The sequence below is a fragment of the Pseudomonas sp. MWU12-3103b genome, from assembly GCF_023100615.1.
Taxonomy (GTDB): Bacteria; Pseudomonadota; Gammaproteobacteria; order Pseudomonadales; family Pseudomonadaceae; genus Aquipseudomonas; species Aquipseudomonas putida_A.
Genome location: NZ_JALMEY010000008.1, coordinates 112,425 through 134,606, shown reverse-complemented (window position 1 = coordinate 134,606; position 22,182 = coordinate 112,425). Strand labels below are relative to the sequence as shown.

At 50.0% G+C, this 22,182-nt stretch carries 20 protein-coding genes and 1 pseudogene; 12 read left to right on the top strand and 9 right to left on the bottom strand.

The window, feature by feature from the left end; translation table 11 throughout:
• Positions 1 to 13 precede the first annotated feature (13 nt).
• From M0808_RS14445 to M0808_RS14430, 4 genes are all read left to right on the top strand, one after another.
• The gene (locus M0808_RS14445) at positions 14 to 256 is read left to right on the top strand and encodes a hypothetical protein (RefSeq protein WP_247841624.1); all 243 of its coding nucleotides are present in this window, start codon (positions 14 to 16) and stop codon (positions 254 to 256) included.
• Between the two features lie 511 nt (positions 257 to 767).
• Complete coding sequence (locus M0808_RS14440; protein ID WP_247841717.1) at positions 768 to 2,210, top strand: ATPase domain-containing protein; 1,443 nt, start codon at positions 768 to 770, stop codon at positions 2,208 to 2,210.
• A 23-nt stretch (positions 2,211 to 2,233) separates the two neighbouring features.
• Entirely contained in the window at positions 2,234 to 2,596 is a 363-nt protein-coding gene (locus tag M0808_RS14435; protein ID WP_247841622.1) for a response regulator, read from the top strand.
• Between the two features lie 131 nt (positions 2,597 to 2,727).
• Positions 2,728 to 3,093, top strand: a complete 366-nt coding sequence (locus M0808_RS14430; protein ID WP_247841620.1) for a histone-like nucleoid-structuring protein, MvaT/MvaU family — start codon at positions 2,728 to 2,730, stop codon at positions 3,091 to 3,093.
• A 211-nt stretch (positions 3,094 to 3,304) separates the two neighbouring features.
• Here the strand turns inward: M0808_RS14430 and M0808_RS14425 are convergent, their stop codons facing one another.
• Both M0808_RS14425 and M0808_RS14420 read right to left on the bottom strand, forming a co-directional pair.
• Positions 3,305 to 3,892 (bottom strand): NAD(P)-binding domain-containing protein, encoded by a 588-nt coding sequence (locus tag M0808_RS14425; protein ID WP_247841619.1) that lies wholly within the window; start codon positions 3,890 to 3,892, stop codon positions 3,305 to 3,307.
• A gap of 42 nt (positions 3,893 to 3,934) precedes the next feature.
• A complete protein-coding gene (locus M0808_RS14420; protein WP_247841618.1) occupies positions 3,935 to 4,543 on the bottom strand; it encodes an NAD(P)H-dependent oxidoreductase in 609 nt (202 codons plus the stop codon).
• Positions 4,544 to 4,664: 121 nt separating this feature from the next.
• On the opposite strand from M0808_RS14420, the gene M0808_RS14415 reads away from it, so the two are divergent.
• On the top strand, positions 4,665 to 5,564 hold the full coding sequence (locus tag M0808_RS14415) for a LysR family transcriptional regulator (RefSeq protein ID WP_247841617.1): 900 nt from the start codon (positions 4,665 to 4,667) through the stop codon (positions 5,562 to 5,564).
• Here the strand turns inward: M0808_RS14415 and M0808_RS14410 are convergent.
• The 3 genes from M0808_RS14410 to M0808_RS14400 are packed head-to-tail and all read right to left on the bottom strand — an operon-like array spanning position 5,561 to position 8,589.
• The gene (locus M0808_RS14410) at positions 5,561 to 6,361 is read right to left on the bottom strand and encodes an ABC transporter ATP-binding protein (protein WP_247841616.1); all 801 of its coding nucleotides are present in this window, start codon (positions 6,359 to 6,361) and stop codon (positions 5,561 to 5,563) included. The genes M0808_RS14415 and M0808_RS14410 overlap by 4 nt on opposite strands.
• Positions 6,358 to 7,455 carry an iron ABC transporter permease gene (locus tag M0808_RS14405; RefSeq protein WP_247841615.1) on the bottom strand — a complete coding sequence of 366 codons (1,098 nt, stop codon included), beginning with the start codon at positions 7,453 to 7,455 and terminating at the stop codon, positions 6,358 to 6,360. The genes M0808_RS14410 and M0808_RS14405 overlap by 4 nt, the downstream gene beginning before the upstream one ends.
• A 39-nt stretch (positions 7,456 to 7,494) precedes the next feature.
• Positions 7,495 to 8,589, bottom strand: coding sequence for an ABC transporter substrate-binding protein (locus tag M0808_RS14400; RefSeq protein ID WP_247841614.1), 1,095 nt, complete (start codon positions 8,587 to 8,589; stop codon positions 7,495 to 7,497).
• A gap of 73 nt (positions 8,590 to 8,662) precedes the next feature.
• Between M0808_RS14400 and M0808_RS14395 the strand changes: the two are divergent.
• A pseudogene (locus M0808_RS14395) lies at positions 8,663 to 8,812 on the top strand (heat-shock protein); the annotation flags it as partial.
• A gap of 3 nt (positions 8,813 to 8,815) precedes the next feature.
• On the opposite strand, the gene M0808_RS14390 reads toward M0808_RS14395, so the two are convergent.
• From M0808_RS14390 to M0808_RS14380, 3 genes are all read right to left on the bottom strand, one after another.
• Complete coding sequence (locus M0808_RS14390) at positions 8,816 to 9,736, bottom strand: LysR family transcriptional regulator (RefSeq protein WP_247841612.1); 921 nt, start codon at positions 9,734 to 9,736, stop codon at positions 8,816 to 8,818.
• A 376-nt stretch (positions 9,737 to 10,112) separates the two neighbouring features.
• Positions 10,113 to 10,712: an NAD(P)H:quinone oxidoreductase gene (gene wrbA / locus M0808_RS14385; protein ID WP_247841610.1), complete on the bottom strand. Its 600-nt coding sequence runs from the start codon at positions 10,710 to 10,712 to the stop codon at positions 10,113 to 10,115.
• Between the two features lie 69 nt (positions 10,713 to 10,781).
• A complete protein-coding gene (locus M0808_RS14380; RefSeq protein WP_247841608.1) occupies positions 10,782 to 11,339 on the bottom strand; it encodes a cytochrome b in 558 nt (185 codons plus the stop codon).
• Positions 11,340 to 11,727: 388 nt separating this feature from the next.
• Here M0808_RS14380 and soxR point away from each other — a divergent pair, with 388 nt between their 5' ends.
• The 5 genes from soxR to M0808_RS14355 all read left to right on the top strand — a co-directional run bounded on the left by soxR (position 11,728) and on the right by M0808_RS14355 (position 19,721).
• A complete protein-coding gene (soxR, locus tag M0808_RS14375; RefSeq protein ID WP_247841606.1) occupies positions 11,728 to 12,195 on the top strand; it encodes a redox-sensitive transcriptional activator SoxR in 468 nt (155 codons plus the stop codon).
• 1,458 nt (positions 12,196 to 13,653) lie between these two features.
• Positions 13,654 to 14,883 carry an MFS transporter gene (locus tag M0808_RS14370; protein ID WP_247841604.1) on the top strand — a complete coding sequence of 410 codons (1,230 nt, stop codon included), beginning with the start codon at positions 13,654 to 13,656 and terminating at the stop codon, positions 14,881 to 14,883.
• Between the two features lie 364 nt (positions 14,884 to 15,247).
• On the top strand, positions 15,248 to 16,714 hold the full coding sequence (locus tag M0808_RS14365) for an NAD-dependent succinate-semialdehyde dehydrogenase (RefSeq protein WP_247841602.1): 1,467 nt from the start codon (positions 15,248 to 15,250) through the stop codon (positions 16,712 to 16,714).
• A gap of 17 nt (positions 16,715 to 16,731) precedes the next feature.
• Complete coding sequence (locus M0808_RS14360) at positions 16,732 to 18,138, top strand: aspartate aminotransferase family protein (RefSeq protein WP_247841600.1); 1,407 nt, start codon at positions 16,732 to 16,734, stop codon at positions 18,136 to 18,138.
• Between the two features lie 143 nt (positions 18,139 to 18,281).
• Positions 18,282 to 19,721, top strand: coding sequence for an amino acid permease (locus tag M0808_RS14355; RefSeq protein WP_247841598.1), 1,440 nt, complete (start codon positions 18,282 to 18,284; stop codon positions 19,719 to 19,721).
• Between the two features lie 269 nt (positions 19,722 to 19,990).
• On the opposite strand, the gene M0808_RS14350 is transcribed toward M0808_RS14355, so the two are convergent.
• Positions 19,991 to 20,761: an ABC transporter substrate-binding protein gene (locus tag M0808_RS14350; protein WP_247841597.1), complete on the bottom strand. Its 771-nt coding sequence runs from the start codon at positions 20,759 to 20,761 to the stop codon at positions 19,991 to 19,993.
• Positions 20,762 to 21,149: 388 nt separating this feature from the next.
• Between M0808_RS14350 and doeB the strand changes: the two genes are divergently transcribed.
• Positions 21,150 to 22,154 carry a N(2)-acetyl-L-2,4-diaminobutanoate deacetylase DoeB gene (gene doeB / locus M0808_RS14345; RefSeq protein ID WP_247841595.1) on the top strand — a complete coding sequence of 335 codons (1,005 nt, stop codon included), beginning with the start codon at positions 21,150 to 21,152 and terminating at the stop codon, positions 22,152 to 22,154.
• Positions 22,155 to 22,182 lie beyond the last annotated feature (28 nt).

Here is a 22,182-nt window from a genome sequence, read left to right as displayed (position 1 = left end):
CTGGAAAGAGCAGATGGAAGACGAGATTGAGTCTCAGGTTTGGCGCACGGCGCAGCAGGCATGTAGCAAGGTGTCGTTTGCGCGACTGCTTGAAGAGGCGGTCGCCAGTTTCAAGAGAATCCCTGGGCTTGATCCTATCGTGCGGCTGCACGTGTCAGTAATCGGTGCTGAGAGCATCAAAGTGCTACGTGATGCCCTGAAACGTCATCATGCGCTGGCCCAACTGAAAGTTACGTCGAGCTTAGATCTCGTCTGAGAACGCACCTGAGAAGCCATCTGCAATGGCACCTTATGGATATAGGGATGGCCACTGACGAATTGAAGGATGATTTTTTGGGTCGAGATCTGGGGCTGTAGAAGGCTTCGACTGAATGTAAGCGTCTGTGCGGTATTCCTTGGGTAAAGAAACTGATCTTTCCCGAGTTGAAATCGCAAAGTCAGGGTTGCTGAAAGTGATCCCTTGAGCTCATGTGGACGTGGGCTTGGTGAGCGGTGAAGCCGAAGTCAGAGCGATGGCCGTAAGCTAGGTGTGCCTATCTCAGCTGCGAACTTATCCGTTGCTGTTAAACACTTTGGGGATTAAATATTCCATGGGTGTGGTGATTGCTATCCTTGCATAGGAGGTTCGTGAGGGTGGACAACGTGGGATTACCTTGAGTCCAACTTTTATGCGAACCATGCTCTAGGTGTGAATAGCCCCAGACCGAAAATGGCGTTAGCATTCCCCCCACTCGGCTTAAACAGCCTGTTTTTCAGATCAGGGTCGCATCGTGGAAAAGCTAAAACGCCTCGAAAGTGGAATCGAAGGGCTCGACGCTCTGCTCAAGGGCGGGTTGGTAGCAGGCTCTTCATACATAATCCAAGGGCGCCCAGGGTCTGGAAAAACGATCCTCGCGAACCAACTTGGGTTTCATCATGCGAGCAATGGAGGCCGGGTTCTGGTCGCCACGCTGTTGGCCGAATCGCACGATCGACTCTTTCAGTTCCTTTCTACTCTGAGCTTTTTCGACTCTTCCAAGGTCGGGGCTGAAATCCAGTTTGTCAGCGCGTTTGACACTTTGGAAAATGAAGGTTTGGATGAAGTAGTGAAACTGCTCAGGCGCGAGATAAGCCGTCAGAAAGCTACCGTAATGGTTGTGGACGGTTTGCTCAATGCACGCTCAAAAGCTGATTCACATATCGACACCAAGAAATTCATTTCCGAGTTGCAAGGGCACGCCGCTTTCGCTGGCTGCACGGTGCTGTTTCTCACAAGCTCTCGACTCGACGATGGCAGCCCTGAGCACACGATGGTTGATGGAGTTATTGAGATGGGCGAGGAGCTTTACGGCACTCGCTCAGTGCGTCGAATTCAGCTTCGTAAGACTCGCGGCAGTCCAGCAATGACCGGCCTCCACGAGTGCGAAATCACCGAAGTTGGCCTTGTGGTTTATCCGCGACTCGAAAGCCTTTACAGCCATCCGTCTTCTTCAGACAGCGCGGATATGACGCGTATCGCCAGTGGCATTCAATCGCTGGACGAGATCTTGGGGGGAGGTCTGCACAGCTCCAGCGTGACTCTTGTCATAGGCCCATCCGGGATTGGGAAAACGACCCTTGGCCTCAAGTTTCTGGCTGAGTCGACAGTGGAATCTCCGGGCCTACATTTTGGCTTTTACGAAAGTCCACAACGTCTGCGGCTCAAAGGCCAATCGCTGGGTATAGATATCAAGGGCATGGAAGACAGCGGAGCGCTGAGCATTGCCTGGCAGCCCACCACAGAGGGGCTTCTGGATGGCCTAGGTGCACGGCTGCTGAGTATCGTTGAAGAAAAGGGCATTAAGCGTCTGTTCATCGATAGCCTGAGTGGCATGACGCGAGTCACAACAAATCCAGCGCGTATTACTGACTTCTTCAGTGCTCTGATGAACGAGCTACGATCCAGGGGCGTTACGGTATTCGCCTCCTGGGAAATGCGTGATTTATTTGGCTCCGAGGTCAGCGCACCAAACTCTGATCTGTCCAGCATCGTCGACAACCTGATGCTGATGCGATTCGCTGAAAATCACTCTGAACTAAGCAGGACGCTTTCCATTCTTAAAGTACGAGACAGCTCTTACGATCCCTCACGATTTGAGGTCGTCATCCGTGATCATGATGTTTTCCTGAAAAAGGCTTCAAGACATGAACCTTCAGTCCCCACTGAGTCATCGCCCGGTTCAAGATCTTAAGCCTTTGTGCGGGTTGAATTAACATGGCCACTATCCTGGTCGTCGACGACGAGTACTTGATCGCTGATATTCTCAGCTTCGCATTGGAGGATGAGGGGTTTATGGTAGTGACGGCCAGCAATGGTCGAAAAGGACTAGAGGTGCTGGATAGAGAGCGGCCAGCCTTGATAATCACCGACTTTATGATGCCGGTCATGGACGGCCTAGAATTTGCCACAGCCGTCCGAGCTCTCCCTTCCGCCAATCATCTGCCGATAATCCTTATGAGCGGTGCCCAAGCTCACATCGGTATGGAGAGATCTGATCTCTTTGATGCGGTGTTGGCGAAGCCATTCAACATAGACTTGATCATTGCCGAGGTTAAAAAGCTCTTGTCGGCTTATTAGTCAGCTATCTAGCTATTAGAAAGTGTACTAGGAATTGCGGATAAATTAGGCGGCAAACAGTATTGTGATGTGAATTCGCGATGTGAGTTTTGGTGTATTCTTAATGTACAAACCACCCATCGAGAACTTCCATGTCTAAGCTTGCCGAATTCCGCCAGCTCGAAAAACACCTCGCCGAACAACTCCAAGCGCTCGAAGCTCTGAAAGGCGATGCAGGGCTTCAAAAAGAAATTGATTTCGAAAAGAAGCTGCGCGATTTGCTCGCAAAATACGGCTACAGCCTTAAGGACGTGATCAATCTGCTAGATCCACAAGCAGGTCGTCGCGCTCCAGCGGTTGAGTCCAAAGCAGGTAGCCGCAAGCCTCGTCAGTTGAAGGTTTATAAAAACCCTCACACAGGCGAAGTCGTAGAAACCAAAGGCGGTAACCACAAAACGCTTAAAGATTGGAAAGCGAAGCACGGCGCCGCGACTGTTGAGTCTTGGCTGACAAAGTGATTTTGGTTTGAGTATTAAAGGGCCTGTGATGGCCCTTTTTTATCGTGCAAATCACGGATGAGCGTGATATCACAACTTTTTGAAAGTAGTGAAACTGATGACCTCGGTGTGTACCAGACCCTTTCATCGAGCGACTTTCTTTGACTACCTCCTCATACTTAGTGCAAGCCCACAATTAGTTGCTCACGGCACATGACCCACAGCCGTCGAATCATTGATATTTGATAATGTTTTGCAGGATCAGTGGGCCGCCCAAGCCCAGCAGCTTCCCACCTTCATCAATCTCACCCAAGGATATCGGGGCAAAGCCCAACTGATCCACCAGTTGGGTAACGGTCGTGTTGGCTTCCTGATTCCGGCTCCACACAAACATCACTTGGCGCCCTCCATCTCGTGCAGGATCTTTGGCGAGCATTGCCGCAGGGAGCTGGTTGAAGGTTTTCACCACCCTTGCGCCGACAAAAGCGGTGGCGACGACGTCAGTGGAAGCGCGGTCGTCAAGTTCCTGAGGCGGCACGCCATAAGTGTTCATGGCATCGATGACGATCCTGTTCTTCCAGTTCGCGAATCGCTGGCCAATCTCTCGATGAGCGCCGAAAGGAATGGCGAGAATGACGATGTCTGCTTCCAGAGCCTGTTCAAGAGGCTGCGCCGTCACGGTGTTGCCCAACTCATTGATGAGCGGTGCGAGGCTTATTGGATCTCGGGTGTTAGCGATTGCGACGGGAATGCCATTACGGGCGAATTGGCGGGCGAGGGCGGTGCCGACCTTGCCGGAACCGATGATGGAGTAAGTCATGCTCTAGTCCTCTATTGCGGAAAAGGGAAGCGCGGTTGGTGATCAGCCGGTGATGGCAGCGATATCTTCGAGAGCTTTAGCGATGGCGGCATCTTTGACCTGCGCATTGATAGCCAAGCCTTCAGCGCGGATAAGCTTGGTATCGCTGATGCCCAGGAATCCCAGCAACCCGATCAAGTAGGTTTCTTGATGTTCCAAAGGCGCCGCAGGACTACCAGAGGAATACACGCCACCGCGAGAAGACGCGATGTAGGCCTGTTTGTTTTTCAACAGGCCTGCGGGGCCTTTGTCGGTGTATTGGAAGGTTTTGCCGACCAATGAGATTCGGTCAATCCACGCTTTAAGCGGAGTAGGGATCGTGAGGTTGTACATTGGCGTGCCGATGACAACGACGTCCGATTCGAGCAGTTCTTGCAGATACGCAGTGCCTTTGTAGAGATCTTCCGTGAGCATTGCATCGTCACTTCCCGCACCCTGCCAAGCGGCCAGATGCTTGCCGGAAAGGTGCAGGGCCGGGTCGAGCGCGAGATCTCGGTAGATCACATTGCTGTCAGGATGCAGGGCCTTCAACCGTCCAACAATGTTTGAGGACAACTGGCGACTCACTGAAGCGGCGCCGAGAATGCTGGAGTCGAGATGGAGAATTTGCATGGTTAAGTCACCTTTATCGTGTGGATTGAACGTCACGAGAACGATGAACTTTGAGGCTGCATCTGAATAGACGGTATATTGAGATGTAAAGTATCTGCCAATGAGATGGATGGAGAATGAAATGCTCGATGGCGTATCGCTCGATCAACTGCGAACCTTTATCGCTGCGGTGGATGAAGGCAGTTTCTCGGCAGCAGCTAGAAAGCTAAACCGGGTTCAATCAGCCGTCAGTGGTTGGGTCGGAAGCCTGGAGGATCAGATTGGGGTCGTACTGTTCGACCGCTCTGGACGATTCCCCAAACTGACGCCTCAAGGCGCGCTATTACTCACCGATGCACGCAACATCGTCTCTGGAGTGGACACTTTGAAGGCCCGGGCCAAACTCATGGCCTCAGGTCTTGAGCCAGAGTTGTCGGTGGTGGTGGATGTGTTTTTCCCCACCTCGGCAATTACCGCCGTGGTCAAAGAGTTCGCCGAACGTTTCCCGCTGACTCGATTGAAAATGTTTGTGGAAGGGCTTGGCGCAGGTTATCAGCCGATATTGGATGGCCGTTGTAGTCTGGGCATCCTGGCCTCGCTGCCAATCAACTTTCCCTCCTTATCCATCGAGCGCATTGGTGAGTTTTCACTGGTGATGGTGGCGGCCGCCGATCATCCGCTGTCCAGCCTGACAGGGAGACTATCCAAACGTGAATTGGCAAAGCACATTCAGTTGGTGCTGACAGACCGTTCGGAAATGCTGGGAGGACAGGATTATGGCGTGATGTCGCCATTGACGTGGCGCTTGGCCGATCTATCGACCAAGTACGCGTTCCTGAAAGATGGCGTTGGCTGGGGCAGCATGCCGTTGCATATGATTGAACAAGATCTCGCAGCAGGCACATTAGTGATGCTGGATGTCGAGAGCATCCCCAGAGAGGGGGTGAAGATCGATTTTTCTGCAGTTCACTCGACCAATACATTGCCCGGGCCGGCAGGGCGCTGGCTAATTGATCGCATCAAGATCAGCCCGCTCAATTAGTATTGGCTGCCAACCTCGTTCGCAATCACCGACACTGGGTAGATCGCCGTGAATGCGCCGGCATCGACGCTCAGCGCCCTGCAATCAACCCCATACACCTGCGCGAGATTTTCTGGGGTTAATGTGGTTCTCGTTGGGCCGCAGCAATGCACGATGCCCTGATCAAGCATGAGCGTGTCGTCGGCGTATCGACTGGCCAGATTCATGTCATGGAAGATCGCCAGCGTGACGATTTTGTACGTGCGTGTGTACTCGCTTACGGCATCAAGAATCTGCAATTGATTGGCTAGATCCAATGCCGATGTGGGCTCGTCCAGCAGGAGCAATTGCGGACTGCGAACGAGCGCAAGGGCAAGGGAAATCATCTGTCGTTCGCCCCCGGAAAGTCGCCCTGGCTGGCTCTCGGCGAAACGTTGCAATCCCATTAGCTCAAGCAGTTCGGCTGCCTTGTATCGCGCCTCTACGCTGGTCTTCCAACTGCGCGCACTGCCTTGCTGAGCGAGTAGCAAGAGCTCGTAGGTGGACAGTCGTACGTCGAGATGTGGGAGATCCTGCGCGACGTAGCCAATCATCCTCGCGCGGGTGGCAGGAGACATCCCCAATAATGCCGTACCGTTGATGCTGGAAAAACCGAAAGCAGGCACCAGTCCGCACAATCCTTTCATGAAGGTCGACTTTCCCGCGCCGTTTGCACCCAGCAACGCCATTGTGTGGCCGGCGGCAACGTGCACGTTCAGTCCCTTGAGAATGGGCTTGCCGCGCAAAGTTACCCGGTAGTCGGAGGTAGAGAAACTCATCGGGACGTCAGCCTCCGGTCGCGCAGGATAAGAATGATGAAGAACGGCAGACCGATCAGTGAGGTGACCATGCCGATGGGTAACACGGCACAGGGTACGATCAATTTGCTTGCCAGAGAGGCTAGGGTCACGAAGATGATCCCGCAGGCAATGGTCACGCCGATGGTGAAGCGCTGATCCTCGCCCACCAGCAGTCTGGCCACATGCGGCGCGACAAGGCCCACAAAGCCGATCACACCCACCACCGATGTGACAGCGCCCGCCAGCAGCGCCGCCAGTACCAACATTGTCGTACGCAGTCGGCGCACCGGAATGCCGAACACCACCGCCTGTTCGCCAAAACTTCGCAGGGCGGTTAACGCCCACGCTTGTAGTAGCACGACCGGAATGGCGATGGCTGCGATCACCGCACACAACGTGACTTTGTTCCAAGTGGCATGCAGCAGCGAGCCCATCAACCAGAACACGATGCTTTGCAATTGATCGGTGCTCGCCACGTATTGAGCCATCCCCAGCAGTGAGCTGAAGACAAAGTGCATCGCGATTCCCAGCAGCGTGATGGCCTGAAGGCCCACCTGTCCGCGTGTCAGCAGCAGGATGATTCCAACGGTCATTAACGAGAACAAGAACGCGTTGGCGGTGACGATCAGATCGGCACTCAGTCCTGGTAACGCATGGCTGAAGGATAGGTTGAAGGCTAGGGCCAGTGACGCACCGAAACCGGCGGCTGACGAGATACCCATCGTAAAGGGCTCTGCGAGCGGGTTGTCGAGGACAGACTGCATCATCAATCCCGAGAGCGACAAGCATGTGCCGGCCAGTACCGCCATCAGTGTCATCGGCATCCGTAGTTCCCAAAGGATTACCCGGGTGCTGGAATCGACACTGTCGGGACGCAGCAACCCGGTTATAGCTTCACCCAGTGTGAGCGTCCCGGAGCCGACGATCAGGTCAGCAGTGAATGCTGCAAGTGCCAGCACCAACAATAGGGTCAGTAACGCGCTACGTCGCCAAACGGTATGAGCGTAGTGGGCCTGGGGGGAGGGCGAGACCAGAGTACCCGGCATCGACATGGCTTCTGGTAACTCATTCATTGGCAGGCGCAGGCGAGTAGAGGACGGCGGGCACGGCTTTCAATCCGGTAAGGCTGAAAAGCGTGGCGAGGCTTTCGGCTGTATCGAGGCGCTGCGCGCTGTCGGGATAGAACGCTTGATTGAGGTATTCGAGCGCGAGAATGTTCCAGGAGCTCGCGTAAAACTGGTGATAGATTCGTACACTTGAGCGTTCTGGCTGGCTTTCAATTGGGCGAATCCAGGACGCTCCTGCAGCAGGCTCAATGAGCGATCTATCATCGGCTGCTGCACACTGCCACCGAAACCAAATGGCGGCGCGACAGAGGTCGAACCTGGGAACTGTGAGCCAGTCATCACATAGACGTCGGGCTGTTTGCCGAGCACCGTTTCCAGTGTCACGTCACCGGTCGCACCGGGCAGTGAGCTAGACCCTAAGTTCTGCCCTCCGGCGGCTTGCACGAGTTTCCCCCAATACACGTCACCATGAGTGAAACAGCATGCAGACGCACCGCCTTGGCCGGCTTTTGCCTCGACGAACACCAAGGGTTTTTGCGTGTGTTGCTTGATGTTCTGATCGATCTTGGCGAGGTGATTCTGATAGAAATCAAGGTATGCCTTGGCCTCTGTTTCGCGATTGAGAACTTTGCCTAGTGGAGCAACGGTTTTTTGGCTGTTGGTCACCGGATCAATGTCGCTATCGACAAACACCGCGGGGATTTTGAGTGCCGCGAGCTTTTGCGCGACACCAGCACTCTCCAAGGAAGCGCGGGCGCGGGTCTGGAAAACCAGCAGGTCAGGATGCGCCGAAACTATCGCTTCCAGATTGAGATCGCCTTCATCGCCGAACTTCATGTCCGTCGCACGATTCGCCGATTCCGGCCACTGCTGCTCGAACACCTTCCAGGTGTTCGGATCGGCACACTTGACGATGTTGTTCCAGGCGACGATGCGCTTAAAAGGATCCTGGCGGTCGAGCAGAGCCAAGGTAAATAGGTCACGACCATCCTGAAGGACGATTCGCTTAGGCCCGTGCGCAATCTCTACTTGGCGATTGGCAACATCGGTCACCGTTACGGGATACGTCGTCGCATTTGCCATTGACTGGCCTGCAACTAGCAAACCGATACTCGCGATGAGATTTTTCAAATGTTGCATAGGAATTTCCATACGCGATGCCGAATGCGGGTCGCGTCTCAAATCACTTGGAGAAAACTCAGGAGATTTAGCAATGGCTACTACTCTTTCGTTGGCCCCACTTTTCCGTCACTCGGTCGGCTTTGACCTTTTCGAATCGGCGCTTCGCAGTGAGGCCGGAACTTCCTATCCTCCCCACAACGTCGAAAAGCACGGTTATGACCATTACCGAATTGTCATCGCGGTGTTAAGCTGCGGGCACCATTCGGTCGCTCATCATGGACTCCACTCGGTTGCGTAACCAGCGCTCAGCAGGGTCAGTATCATCAACGCTGCGCCACACCATGGACAGCTCTAACTCGGGCGTAGCGAATGGCATCGGTTCATCGAACAGCAACCCAGAAGCAACCATCGGCTTAGCTGCATAATCGGGAAGCCCAGCTAGCATCTCAGTATTAGCTAATAGCGCCGGCAGAACACTGAATTGAGGTATTGAGAGCACTACGTTTCGTTTGCGGCCAATAGAATTTAACCATTCATCAGCGTGACCGACGATATCCCCGTTGGGTGAAACTAAAATATGCGGGCGTGAGCAATACTCATCCAAGGTCAATAGCGTGTTTGTGTTGTCCGCGCGAAGGACACGATGTCTAATTTTACGCAGTAGCTTACGTTTGGCGTTTGCTGGCAGTTCTTTAGTCTGACTGATCCCCAAGGTGATATCGCCTTGGGTTAATAACTCATTGATGAGTGTGTGGTTCGCGTGTCGGATTACGATCACTACATTTGGTGCTTCCCTCCGTAACATACATAGGACGTCTGGTAGTAACCCAAATTCAACGTCGTCTGAAATACCAACCCGAAATGTTTTAGTACTCGATGCGGGGTCAAAATCATTGCTGGAGCTTAATGCGTTGGACATCGCGTCCAGTGCCGGAACAAGGTTCTGAAGTATTTCGTGCGCACGCGCCGTAGGCTCCATGCGGCGACCAATGGAGACCAATAAAGGATCGTTAAAAAGAATGCGAAGTCTGTTAAGTGATGAACTCACAGCAGGCTGTCCTAGAAAAAGCTTATTCGCAGCACGCGTCACATTTCTTTCTTTCATCAATACTTCAAATATAACAAAAAGATTGATATCTGCTTTGCGTAGTTCGCTACGATTCATAGAATGTGTTTCTCGTTGTTTGGTTGTATTAGAATTCCAGATCTTTAAATTTTGTTGGAGGCTAAAAGTTCGGTGTGTGCTTTGGCTTGTAGTATAGTTTCAAGCTATTTTTGGAGATTCTATAAAAAACAGCTAGTGCTCTAAAATTTGGGGAGCATGGCACTAGCCAGAAAATTAAATAAATATGGGGTATAGCTGTACTTTGATTTTCATGAGCTCTGAAGTACACTAATGTCCAGTGTTGTTAATGTCCTCGTCAGCCTTTAGCCCTTTAGAAATTATGTATTGTTTCCTTAGTAACAAAGGGATTTGAGATCGCGATAAACTAGCCAACTAAAATAGAGCCTCCCGATTTCCCTATCGGGGAGGTTTAAGATTACTGCGTGATTTTCAAAGCGATTTTCGCTACGTATTCACCTTGATGTCGGGCTAGCTCTAACTCACGAGTATCTGGCTGACGTGATCCGTCTGCGCCAGCGATTGTAGCTGCACCGTAAGGAGTGTTTCCGCTCACATTTGAGATGTCGAAGCTTGCTGGGTGACTGTAACCAGGTGTAACGATGATCATCCCGTGGTGCGCTAGAGTCGTCCAGGTTGAAGTGATTGTCATCTCTTGACCGCCACCGGTGCCCGTGGAGGTGAAAACGCTACCCACTTTTCCTATTAGTGCTCCCTTGGCCCACAGCCCGCCTGTCTGATCGAAGAAATTTCTCATTTGAGCAGACATGTTACCGAAACGAGTCGGTGTACCAAAGATAATGGCATCGTAATCGGCCAGTTCGCTTGGGCTTGCTATAGGTGCTTGCTGATCCACCTTACCGTAAGCTGCTTTGAAGCGATCAGGATCCATGGTTTCCGGGACACGTTTCAGCGTGACTTCAACGCCTGGTACTTGCTTGGCACCTTCGGCGACTTTGTAAGCCATTGTTTCGACGTGACCGTACATCGAATGATAAAGAACCAGTAATTTAGCCATTTTTATTTCTTCCACGTTAGGGGGTTAAGATATTAGATCATATCTTCCATGATTCATTTATTATGAAGACTATCGTTTTAGCCAAAGCATAGACATCAGGACGCCATCCTTTTCAATAAAGTGGTGCTTGAGGGCCATTATCACATGGCCAATAATCAACAGCCCTGCGCCAAACGCTAGATATTGGTGAACCATTTGTGCAATGGGCGCCATAGTCTTATTCGTCTCAACCAAAGCTGGGATGGTCACTATGAAGAGTACAGGAACAGGGTAACCGCTTAACCAACTGGAGATACAGCCAGAGATGGGAAGGATCAGCAACGCCACATAAAGCATAATATGCCCTAGATGCGCCAGGCGCTTCATATTTATATGCATCGATTCTGGCAGTGAAGGTGCGGGATGCGTATATCGCCAGAATATTCGAACAAGCGCTAGAAATAGAATAGTCATTGCGATGCTTTTGTGTGTGATAATCAGATTGTATTTTAGATTTGCACTTTCAGTGTAGGATGTAAATGTCGCGCTATAAAACCCAATAATCCAAGCGGCCAAGAAAATTGCGGCCATGATCCAGTGGAGCGCTTTCGCAGTATTTGAATAAGACGGTCTGATTCTATCGTTCATTATATATTCCTGAAAGGATAAGTCTTGCGCTACATTTGCTTTTAGCCGTACGTTCTTGCATCCCGGCTGCTTGAGGTAATTTCGCATTGTGTCGCTGGTTCGAATTTTTGGCGATGCCATACAACATATGATTACAGAAACTTTAAATCAGCATTGCAAAAAGCATGCTAGAAATTTTCGCCAGTTAAACTTGTGCTCTGCCAACCACTTACGTGCCGGCGGCACCAGGATTCGCGGCGTTGATCGTTGTACTCATAACCAATTTTGAAATCTGAATAATATAATCCATAGTTTTTTTCTATCGATTGATGCTGAGGTAGATCGCTACCTATTGGCAGCAGAGCTCGGATGATGTTATAAAACCTCAACCATGCTTGAGGTCAAGCTTATGAATGAAAATATTTCTTCGGCCCAACGCATGAGCGTTGGAGAGGTATCTAAGCGAAGTGGAGTTGCGGTCTCTACGCTTCACTACTACGAGACGAAGGGGCTTCTTGAACCGCAACGAACGGCTGGAAATCAGCGTGTTTACAGCCGTGGTGTACTTCGCCGCATAGCAATTATTCGGGTGGCCTTGTCGGCGGGTATTCCCTTAGCGGAAATAAAGAAGGCGCTGGAACCGATTCCCCATGATCGGAAACCGTCGGCTTCCGAGTGGGCGGAGGTCTCAACCGAATGGTCAGCTGAATTGAGCCGACGGATTATTCAGCTACAAAAGCTTCAAGGAAATCTCGAAAACTGTATCGGATGCGGGTGCTTGTCGCTCATACATTGCCCTTTACGCAATCCACAGGATATTCTGGGGAGCGCGGGTTCTGGCCCAGTGAGACTTTTGCATGAAGATCAACTCGATTAGTAATTGTTCGAGTGATAATTTCATAGCTATCGTATTTGTGAGCTACTTAATGAATTTTATTCAGCTTTAGGCTTGGAAATGTTCGAGGTTCTGGTAAGTTCAGAATCGTAATGGGTTTAATTTATAGTTAGGGTGGTAGGTGGAACCTTATGTGCCCATTGTGTTATGCAGCTAATATTTCAAGGTGGTCTTTAATAGATACTGAGCGTTCTAATGCCTCACCGGCGCCCACACTGTCAGTGCGTGCTGCAAGTGGCGGGGGAGTTAAGTGAGATTTGGGCGATTGGACTGATTTTTGGTTGAGTACAAATAAGGGCCTTCTCAGGGTCTTTTTATTGGCGCAACGTCCACCGTGTAGCCGATGGGTATTGAGGTCAGGGCGGGTATGCTCATTTCTCTTTAACCAACGATATGCCGCCATCGGTATGGTATTTATGTGGTGCTCCGAGGTTTTCCCCTGCGCGAAATGGACGTAGTCAACGAGTAAGTCTTTCATGTCGAATGCGCGAACACTCCAGACTCCCCATTTCAACGTCCTGCTCTGAACAGAGAAGCAACGCCGGATAAGTTGGAATGTGCCTTGGGCTACTGGCGCCTAAGGGGGGGATCTAGCTCTACTCAAAGGGTGATAGCGCTCGGTTCAATCGATGCGAGCGGTCATTTCAACCAAGACGGCTAAGCTAGGCCTCAGTCTGATGATGTTAATAACTGATGGTGTTGCGTAATGCCACGGTTCTAACCGAAATCGAAGTGCAAAGTAAATATGACCAATCATAAAGCAACTCCCACTTGTAGGCGCAATGGCTTAGTTACGCGGGCAAGTATTGAAATTAGAGGCTACGCGGGCAGTTACGCACTATTCACCCACACCGAAGGTATGAGTTCTTAGGTTACATATCCCGATGACAGTGGAATCCGCTAAGGGCAGTTCCCCCCAAGGCAGCGATCCCATTCTGGTGTGAACCCTTGAAAAACTGGCCGATAGCATTGAGGATCATGCACGAATAATCGGAACCAATGGCCACGCATTCCGCCCTTGTAGACTTCGTCGAATTGATCACTCATGAACTGCAAGAACCTGCTTTTTATCCTACCCAGCCGCAGAGTTGACCGTTCCCTTCTCGGCTGCGGTAGGCATTTGCTGGATTCTGCTCAAGTCGCATCATTCCGATTTGATAAGGAATTGTGATAAAACTCTGCCTCCGAGGTGGAGGTCATCACTTGGACGTATAAAAGATAATGTACCCGTTCATATAAATCGGCATGGTCTGTAGTGACCTCTTGGCATTCTGATTGATAGCTAAGAAGTTACTTTGAAAGGCATCCAACCGGCGACGTAGACAAGAGCGGGATTCTAGGACGTTTTCGAGCGAGAAAACCTGCTAAACGCAGACTGGCGTTCCGTTTTGCCCTGTATTATACGGAGGCTTTACTCCAACAATATTGCGGATGTTTATTATGGATCAGAGTGCGGCCAAGGCGGTAACCGTCGTGGTCTTGACTTTGATGGCAGCGGTGGCAGTTGTCGGATCGAATGGGCTATTACTCAGCCCGATACTGGGAAAGGTCTCCCATGCACTAAACGCTTCTGTAGAGTCTGTCGCCAAAGTAATGGCTGCCTACGGTGGAGGCACTTCGCTATCTGCTCTCGTCCTGGCGCCATTGATTGATCGGATTGGTGCAAGACGATCACTGCTCATAGGACTATCGGTGCTACTGGTCGCCTTGCTCGCCAGTTCAATGGCGACGCACCTAATTATGTTGGGCGCTGCGCAGGTTCTCGTAGGTTTTGGAGCAGGGCTCGTATTGCCAAGCGCCTACGCGCTTGCGACGAAAATCACGAGTCCACAGCAAGCCTCCCAAGCACTGGGACGTTTGTTGATAGGATGGTCGCTGTCTATGGTAGTCGTTGTTCCTATTGGTGCTTATATTGCTGAAAATTCCAGTTGGCGATTCGCTTACCTTATGTCGGCAGTCGGACTAGTGATGGTATTACCCAGAATCTACTACTTGCCCAGAGATCTGGATAATGCAGTGTCATATGATCAACCAAAGGGGGCCGCCGTCGCCTTGCGATACCCTGGTGTTGTTCCAATGCTAAGTATCAGCTTTGTCTTCTCGACCGCGTTTTATGCGGTTTATGCATTTTTGATGCAGGAGGCACAATCCACCTTACATATCCCGACGGGCGAATCCGGACTACTTGTTCTCGCTTATGGATTTGGCTTCGCGATAACGACTGTCGCAGGGAAGATCATAGGTCGTTTAGGGCCAAAAAAATTGCTGTCCATGGCGCTTATCGCCAACGCATTGCTTTTTGCTTTGCTGTTACCTGCGATGCATAACTTCGTTGCATTATTTTTCGTGGTTGTAACGTGGGGTATCGTTGAACATCTTTGTCTCGGAAGTATGGTTCTCCTCTTGTCTCAAGTGCGACCAGACAGGCGCGGAATGGTACTTGGGCTTAACAGCGCAATCACTTACGTAGGCTTCATGTTTGGAACTGCAGTAGCCAGTGACCTATACCCCAAAACCGGGTTTATCTCATTGGTCATCGCCGCTGTAGGGTTACATATTGTTGCGACAGTGATCTTCATGTTCAGGAGGCAGCATATCGACAAAACGATACGGTTTTGGGAGGCCACCTCGAACATCCCTAGAACCATCGGCAATAAGATGATCTCCTAAGTAGTAAGCGTTTCGCCTTTTCATCCTCAATTCGCTTCAACAGTCTTAGATTACGCCACGTAAAATCCGGTCGGCGTTGAAAATCGAGCGACATATGACACCTCCGCCGATCAGAAGCTGACCAGGCTTCCCAGCGATAACCCATTACCTTTGTCACTCCTTCCAGAAGTCAGCCCGGCAATTTCCGCTGCTGAACGGGTTTGTCATTTTCGCTTTGCGGAGTCACAGAGTGTGTTGATGCAGAAAATATGCAGGCGTGGAAAAAAAACGCAGTAATCATGTGTTATCGGCCGCTTTATAGACGTATTGCAGCGACGTAGGGTCAATAAACTGGTGCCAACAAAAAACACGCTAAGTGGTCGCCATGAAAAACCTTTCCAAAACTGCACTGAATCACCTCGCCCGCCCAGAACTCCTGGAAACACGCGCCTACATCAATGGAGAGTGGATTGATGCCGATAATCGCCTGGCTGTTACAGATCCGGCCACTGACGAAAAGATCGCAGAGGTCGCCCATTGTGATGTCATTTGGGTTGATCGCGCCATTGAAGCGGCCAGTGCCGCATTCCCTGCATGGCGCGATCTGCTACCAGTTCAGCGGGGCGTAATTCTCCGCAAATGGGCAGCGTTGACTCGCGAGCATGCTCAGGATTTGGCCGTAATCATGACTGCCGAACAAGGCAAGCCTCTCGCAGAGTCCCTAGGAGAAATCTCTTATGGTGCGAACTTCCTTGAGTGGTTTGCGGCTGAAGGTGAGCGCTGCTATGGCGAGACAATCCCAAGTCACCTAGCAGGTAGTCAGCTACTAACAAAGTTGCAACCTATTGGCGTTACGGCTGCGATTACCCCTTGGAATTTTCCAAGCGCGATGATTACTCGTAAGGCAGGTGCAGCTCTCGCTGCTGGATGCACAATGATTGTAAAGCCTGCACCTGAGACCCCTCTGTCAGCGCTCGCGCTGGCCAAGCTCGCGGAGGAGGCTGGTATTCCTCCTGGGGTATTCCAAGTTTTGACTGGCGACGCTATCGACCAATCTGCGCGCTTGCTGAAGCGTCCAGAAATCCGCGCTTTCAGCTTCACCGGTTCGACTCAAGTAGGAAAGCTTTTGCTAAAGCAGTCCGGTGACACGGTGAAAAAAGTGTCGCTAGAGCTGGGTGGTCACGCGCCTTTCATCGTATTTGATGACGCTTCGATTGAAGAGGCGGTTACTGGCTGCATCGGCGCCAAGTTCGCAACCTCGGGTCAGGATTGCCTGGGTGCCAATCGGATTTACGTTCAGCGCGGCCATTATGAAAAATTCATTGAGGCCTTCGCTACTGCAACAGCCAAATTGAAGGTGGGACACGGGTTCGAAAAAGGTGTCGATATAGGCCCTATGACTCGCCTCTCAGTAGCGACCAAGTGCCGTGATCATATTGAAAATGCGGTCTCATTGGGTGCGCGCATTGTGGTTGGTAGCGCGGAAATAAACGGTAATTTCGTTACTCCGACCGTACTGGCGGATGTCTCCGACGAGATGGATATCGCCTTTGAAGAAACATTCGGCCCGGTCGCAGCAATTCTTCCTTTTGATACGGAAGAAGAAGTGCTACGTCGCGCCAACAACACCGAGTTCGGCCTAGCTGCCTATGTATACACCAATGATCTGCGTCGCTCGCTGCGTATGTCGGATCGGTTGGAGTACGGAATGGTTGCGTTTAATACGCCTAAGTTTACAGGCGCACCAATCCCGTTTGGTGGCTGGAAACAATCCGGTCTTGGTCGAGAAGGTTCCAAGCATGGCATAGCCGAATACATGGAACTGAAATACGTCTGCTTTGGCAGCTTGTGAGAATTGAGGAAATAAAAATGAATAAGCAAGAACAAGATTTGATCTCGGCCCAGGATCGTAATTCCGTCCTGCACCCGTTCACAAACCTGAAGGATTTCGCGAGCGGTAAGCTCGGCGACCCTACTATCATTGAAACTGGTAAAGGCATTCGTATCACCGACGCCACAGGCCGTGAATACATTGACGGGTTTGCCGGCCTGTACTGCATGAACGTTGGTTATGGTCGTACCGAGGTGGCGGATGCTATTTCTCGCCAGGCGCACAAGCTCGCCTACTACCATAGCTATGCAGCTCACACCACAGACGAGCTGGCGCGACTCTCGGATCGCTTAGTGCGTATGGCACCAGGCAAAATGAGTAAGGTGTTTTACGGCCTCTCAGGTTCGGACGCAAACGAAACCCAAGCGAAGCTGGTCTGGTACTACAACAACCTGCGCGGGCTTCCAAGAAAGAAGAAGATCATCACCCGTGATCGTGGATACCACGGTTGCTCGGTTGTATCGGGCTCAATGACCGGTATGAGCTTCTATCACGACTTCATGGACTTGCCAGTCACCGGCATTTTGCGTACCGGTGTGCCGCATCACTATTGGGGTGCTGAAGCGGGTGAGACTGAAGAGCAGTTCTCCGCTCGCCGTGCTCAAGAGCTGGAAGAACTGATCCTGAGTGAAGATCCAGATACCATTGGCGCTTTCATTGCAGAGCCAGTGCTGGGCACCGGCGGCATTACTCCTCCTCCTGCAGGCTACTGGGCTGCTATTCAGCCAGTCCTGAAAAAGTACGACATTCTTCTGATCGCTGACGAAGTGATCACCGGTTTTGGTCGTACCGGAGCGATGTTTGGTTGCGATAAGTATGGCATCGAACCAGATCTTATTACGGTGGCTAAAGGCTTGACCTCGGCCTACGCACCTCTGTCCGCAGCTATCGTTGGCGAGAAGGTTTACAAGGTGATGGAAGAGGGAGCCGATCGTGTCGGCGCGTTCTCTCATGGTTACACCTATTCTGGCCATCCAATTGGCGTCGCCGCGGCGAATGCCGTGCTCGACATTGTTGAGCAGGAAGACATCCCTGGAAACGCCGCTCGTGTGGGTGCGTACTTCCAGAATAATCTCAAGGAGGTTTTTGGAGGCTTGCCAATCGTTGGTGAGGTTCGTGGCGTTGGCTTGATGGCGGCCCTGGAGTTTGTCGCGGATCCGGCTACCAAGAAACGCTTTGATCCAGCATTGAAAGTTGGTGCACGAGTTTCTAAGGCCGCTCGCGATCTGAATCTGATTGCACGCGCTATGCCTCATGGCGAGATCCTGGGTTTCGCTCCACCTCTCGTTACTACCGAAAAAGAAGTAGATCAAATTATTGATCTTGCTCACCAAGCGGTACAGAAGGTAATCAAAGAATTGGCTGCTGAAGGCGCAATTCGCTGATTTCTTGAATGAATCATGCGTTTTACACTCTTGGCCGGAACCTCACCGGCCTTTTTTTTTGTGTTTGCGCTTATTTGAGTTGCATGTTGATTTCGCCGTTTTCGTACAAGTCTTATAAAATTAAAATGGTTTTAGGTGTAAGTATGATTGATGCAAAGAAAGTTGAGGAACGTCGTAATGACGACGTATCGCGACCAGCTGGATTGAGCCGAGAGCTTTCTAATCGACATATACAATTCATCGCATTGGGCGGAGCAATTGGCTCAGGATTGTTTATGGGTGCAGGGAAGACTATCAGTGTTTCAGGTACTTCAATTGTTTTTACCTATATGTTGATAGGGGTTGTCCTGTATTTTGTGATGAGAGCAATGGGTGAGTTATTGCTTTCTGATCTAAAGTACAAGAATTTTGCTGATTTTTGTACAGATTATATTGGCCCGTGGGCTGGTTTTTTTATAGGTTGGTCATATTGGCTTACCTGGGTGGTTGCGGCAGTCGCTGACAGCGTGGTAATCGGAGGTTATATTCAATACTGGTACCCTGATCTAGATGCCTGGGTCGCGGCATTGACCATTCTTACGGCTTTAATATTTTTAAATTTTTTGACTGTTAGAATGTTCGGTGAGTTAGAGTTTTGGTTTTCTCTAGTGAAAGTAATCGCGGTCGTAAGTTTGATTGCAGTGGGAGGGGTGCTGATTGCAGTATCTTTTGTATCTCCAAGCGGTGTTACAGCCTCACTATCTCATTTAGTTGAAAAAGACGCCGTATTGCCCTATGGTTTTAGTGGTTTTTTTGCAGGATTTCAGATAGCAATATTTTCTTTTGCCGGCATTGAAATGATTGGTGCAACGGCGGCAGAAGCTAAAGACCCGCATAAAACGTTGCCACGAGCTATAAACGCCGTTCCCATTAGGGTTATGGTGTTTTATGTCTTGTCGCTAATTTGCATTATCAGTGTTTCGTCGTGGCATGCGATTTCTGCTGATAAAAGCCCTTTTGTGCAATTATTCTTGATTTCAGGATTGCCGATGGCGGCAGGTATGATAAATCTTGTAGTGACGACGTCAGCTATATCCGCTGCGAATAGCGGTATTTTCTGTACCAGTAGAACGCTATTTGGCTTAGCAACTGTTAAACAAGCTCCTTCAGTGTTCGGATCTATTACTCGAAGGAAGGTTCCAGGTGGGAGTTTGATATTTTCATGCTTTTGCATCGCGCTAGGTGCGATGTTGTTAATATTCATACCAAGTGTGATGACGGTCTACACAATAGTAAGCACCATCGCGTCCGTGCTTCTTATTTTTATCTGGTCATTAATTTTAATTGCATATATCGTCTATCGTAAAAAAAGACCAGAGCTTCATGCATCGTCTAAATTCAAAATGCCATGCGGCATTCCACTTTGCATTTTTTGTCTTGTTTTTTTCGTCTGTATGATTGTTTTGTTAGCTTTAGAGCCAGATACTTTGATGGCGTTATCACTGATGCCTATATGGTTCGCGTGGTTAGCACTGGTATATTTTTTGAAATATAGGCATATCAATGCTGCCAATCGCAGTGTTGGTGAGGAAGCCTACAGCTAAACTGATCTACTCTGGATCAATGGGCGGCAATTGTTTTTACAATTGCCGCGTTTTCGTTTTTTGGTGAGGGCGGCGGTATTGCAAAATTCCAAGCGCCGTATTTCGGTTCTGCGTCAAGATAAAAGTTGTTTGCTGTTGGAGGGCTGAACTGGGAAGGTTTGCCTGCTTAAGGACAGGTCTCAAGTATGTTTGAGTATTGCAATAAATCTACCGCAAGGTTCGTAATAACTAAAGTGGCGCCTTGAGGTAGATTTTTATGTGGAGATTAGTTACATACAACGAATGTCTTCATCGAACCATTTTTTTGAAATTTTTTCGTAGGTTCCATCTGATTGAATATCCGCTAGGATCTTATCATAAGCAGATGATAATTCATTGTTGCCATTCTTTGTTGCGGAGGCCACCGTCGCTTTCGTCACAAAATCACCAATTTTCATTCCTTGATCTGGCTGGGATGCGATTGCAAGTTTTGCGACAAATTTATCGGACAGCCATGCATCTGCTCGACCTGAGACCATTGCGTTACGTGCATCACTATCAGAGGCAAAGTTTCGAATTTGCTTGATTCCTGGAATGTCACTTGCTTTTTGGAAAAATATTGATCCTGTCTGTACAGCAACGGTTTTTCCATCTAGATCAGAGATAGTTTTAATATTGGGCTTTTTACTTACTATGACTCCCCCTGTGCAATAAAGAGGAGATGTAAAATGAACGGATTTTGCTCGCTCGGGTGTAACAGTGAATGAAGCAATAACAATGTCCCAGCGATCCTGGTTTAGTCCGGCTAATAAAGAGTCAAACGACATTGGCTTCCATTCCGGAGTTACTCCTAGACGTTTGGCAACTTCATTACCGATATCAATTTCGAAACCACTTAATTGTCCCTTGTCAAAGTATTGAAAAGGCGGAAATGTACCATCGGTACCTATGACGATTTTCCCAGAAGCCTGGATGTCCTCAAGTGTCTTCGCTTGAGTAGGTGCAACCAAAAGCGAACCCATCAGCGATACGGTTATGAGGAATAGTGAATTTTTTTTCATCTGTAAAACTCCCACTTATATTAGTTGTTGAAGGCAGTATTTGACGATGAGTTTGAATTTTTTTGCGCTCTCTTTCGGAGTACTGTTGCCTTGCCCTTGAGTCAACAGGATCATTTTGAGCCTGTGCGATGAGACTAAGACTAAGCGGCTATGGTTTTCTGCTTATTTTATTTTATTTTGCAGTAATGCTGCGTTATTTATGTGGTTTCGAATAAGTTCTCCAGCCCCAATGATTTAAATATTGGCTTGGGGGCCGTTAGGTTTCCAAAGCTTTTAAATTGTTTCAATACGTGAGTCATTATCCGGCTGGCCTGTGACTCGTGAGTGATGCGGTTGCTAGTGTTCTCAGGTTATAAAGTTTAAATTCAATACAGTTCAAGGGTTTAAGATGACAGATGCAACTCGTAAAAACCCAATAATATCGACTGTCGATTTCGGGCGCGACGGTGTCCAACATGGATATTTAAAGCTGCCTTACTCACGCGACGACTCCGCTTGGGGAGCTGTGATGATTCCCATCACCGTAGTGAAAAATGGAACGGGGCCAACTGCATTGCTTACAGGTGGAAACCATGGCGACGAATATGAGGGGCCGATAGCCCTGAGCAAATTGGCACTGACATTGATGGCCTGTGATATCCAGGGACGCGTGATTATCGTACCGTTTATGAATACTCCTGCTTTTCACGCCGGCACGCGAGTTTCACCTATTGATGCAGGCAACCTTAACCGCAGTTTTCCGGGGCGTCCCGACGGTACAGTTACAGAGAAGATAGCGGACTATTTTCAGCGCACGTTGCTTCCGATGGCAGATATAGTCCTGGATATTCACTCTGGTGGGAAAACTTTGGATTTTGTTCCGTTTGCAGCCTGTCATGTGCTCTGCGACAAAGCCGCTCAGTCGAAGGCTGAAGCTGCGATGCTGGCGTTTGGCGCTCCTTACGCCATGCGGATGCTTGAACTTGATGCTGTGGGTATGTTCGACACTGCAGCCGAAGAAATGGGAAAGGTATTTGTAGCAACGGAATTAGGCGGAGGAGGATCAAGCAGTGCGCGTACGGTCGCCATTGCTGATCATGGTATTCGGAACCTGTTGATTCATTCAGGCATCCTACGCGGTGAAGTTCAACTCAACGAATCGGCTTTACTCGATATGCCAGACGGCGATTGTTTCGTGACTTGTGAAGACAGCGGACTTCTGGAAATGTGTCGGGATCTTGGAGAAAAGGTTTCTCGCGGAGATCTGTTGGCGCGGATCCACAATATTCACCGTACAGGTGCCACTCCGGTTGAGTATCGCGCGAAACGCTCTGGATTGTTAGTCGCGCGACACTTCCCTGGCTTAGTTCAGTGTGGAGATACATTGGTTGTAGTTGCTGATGTTCTAGTTTGATGAGTGAGGCGTTTCCAATAAGGATTCG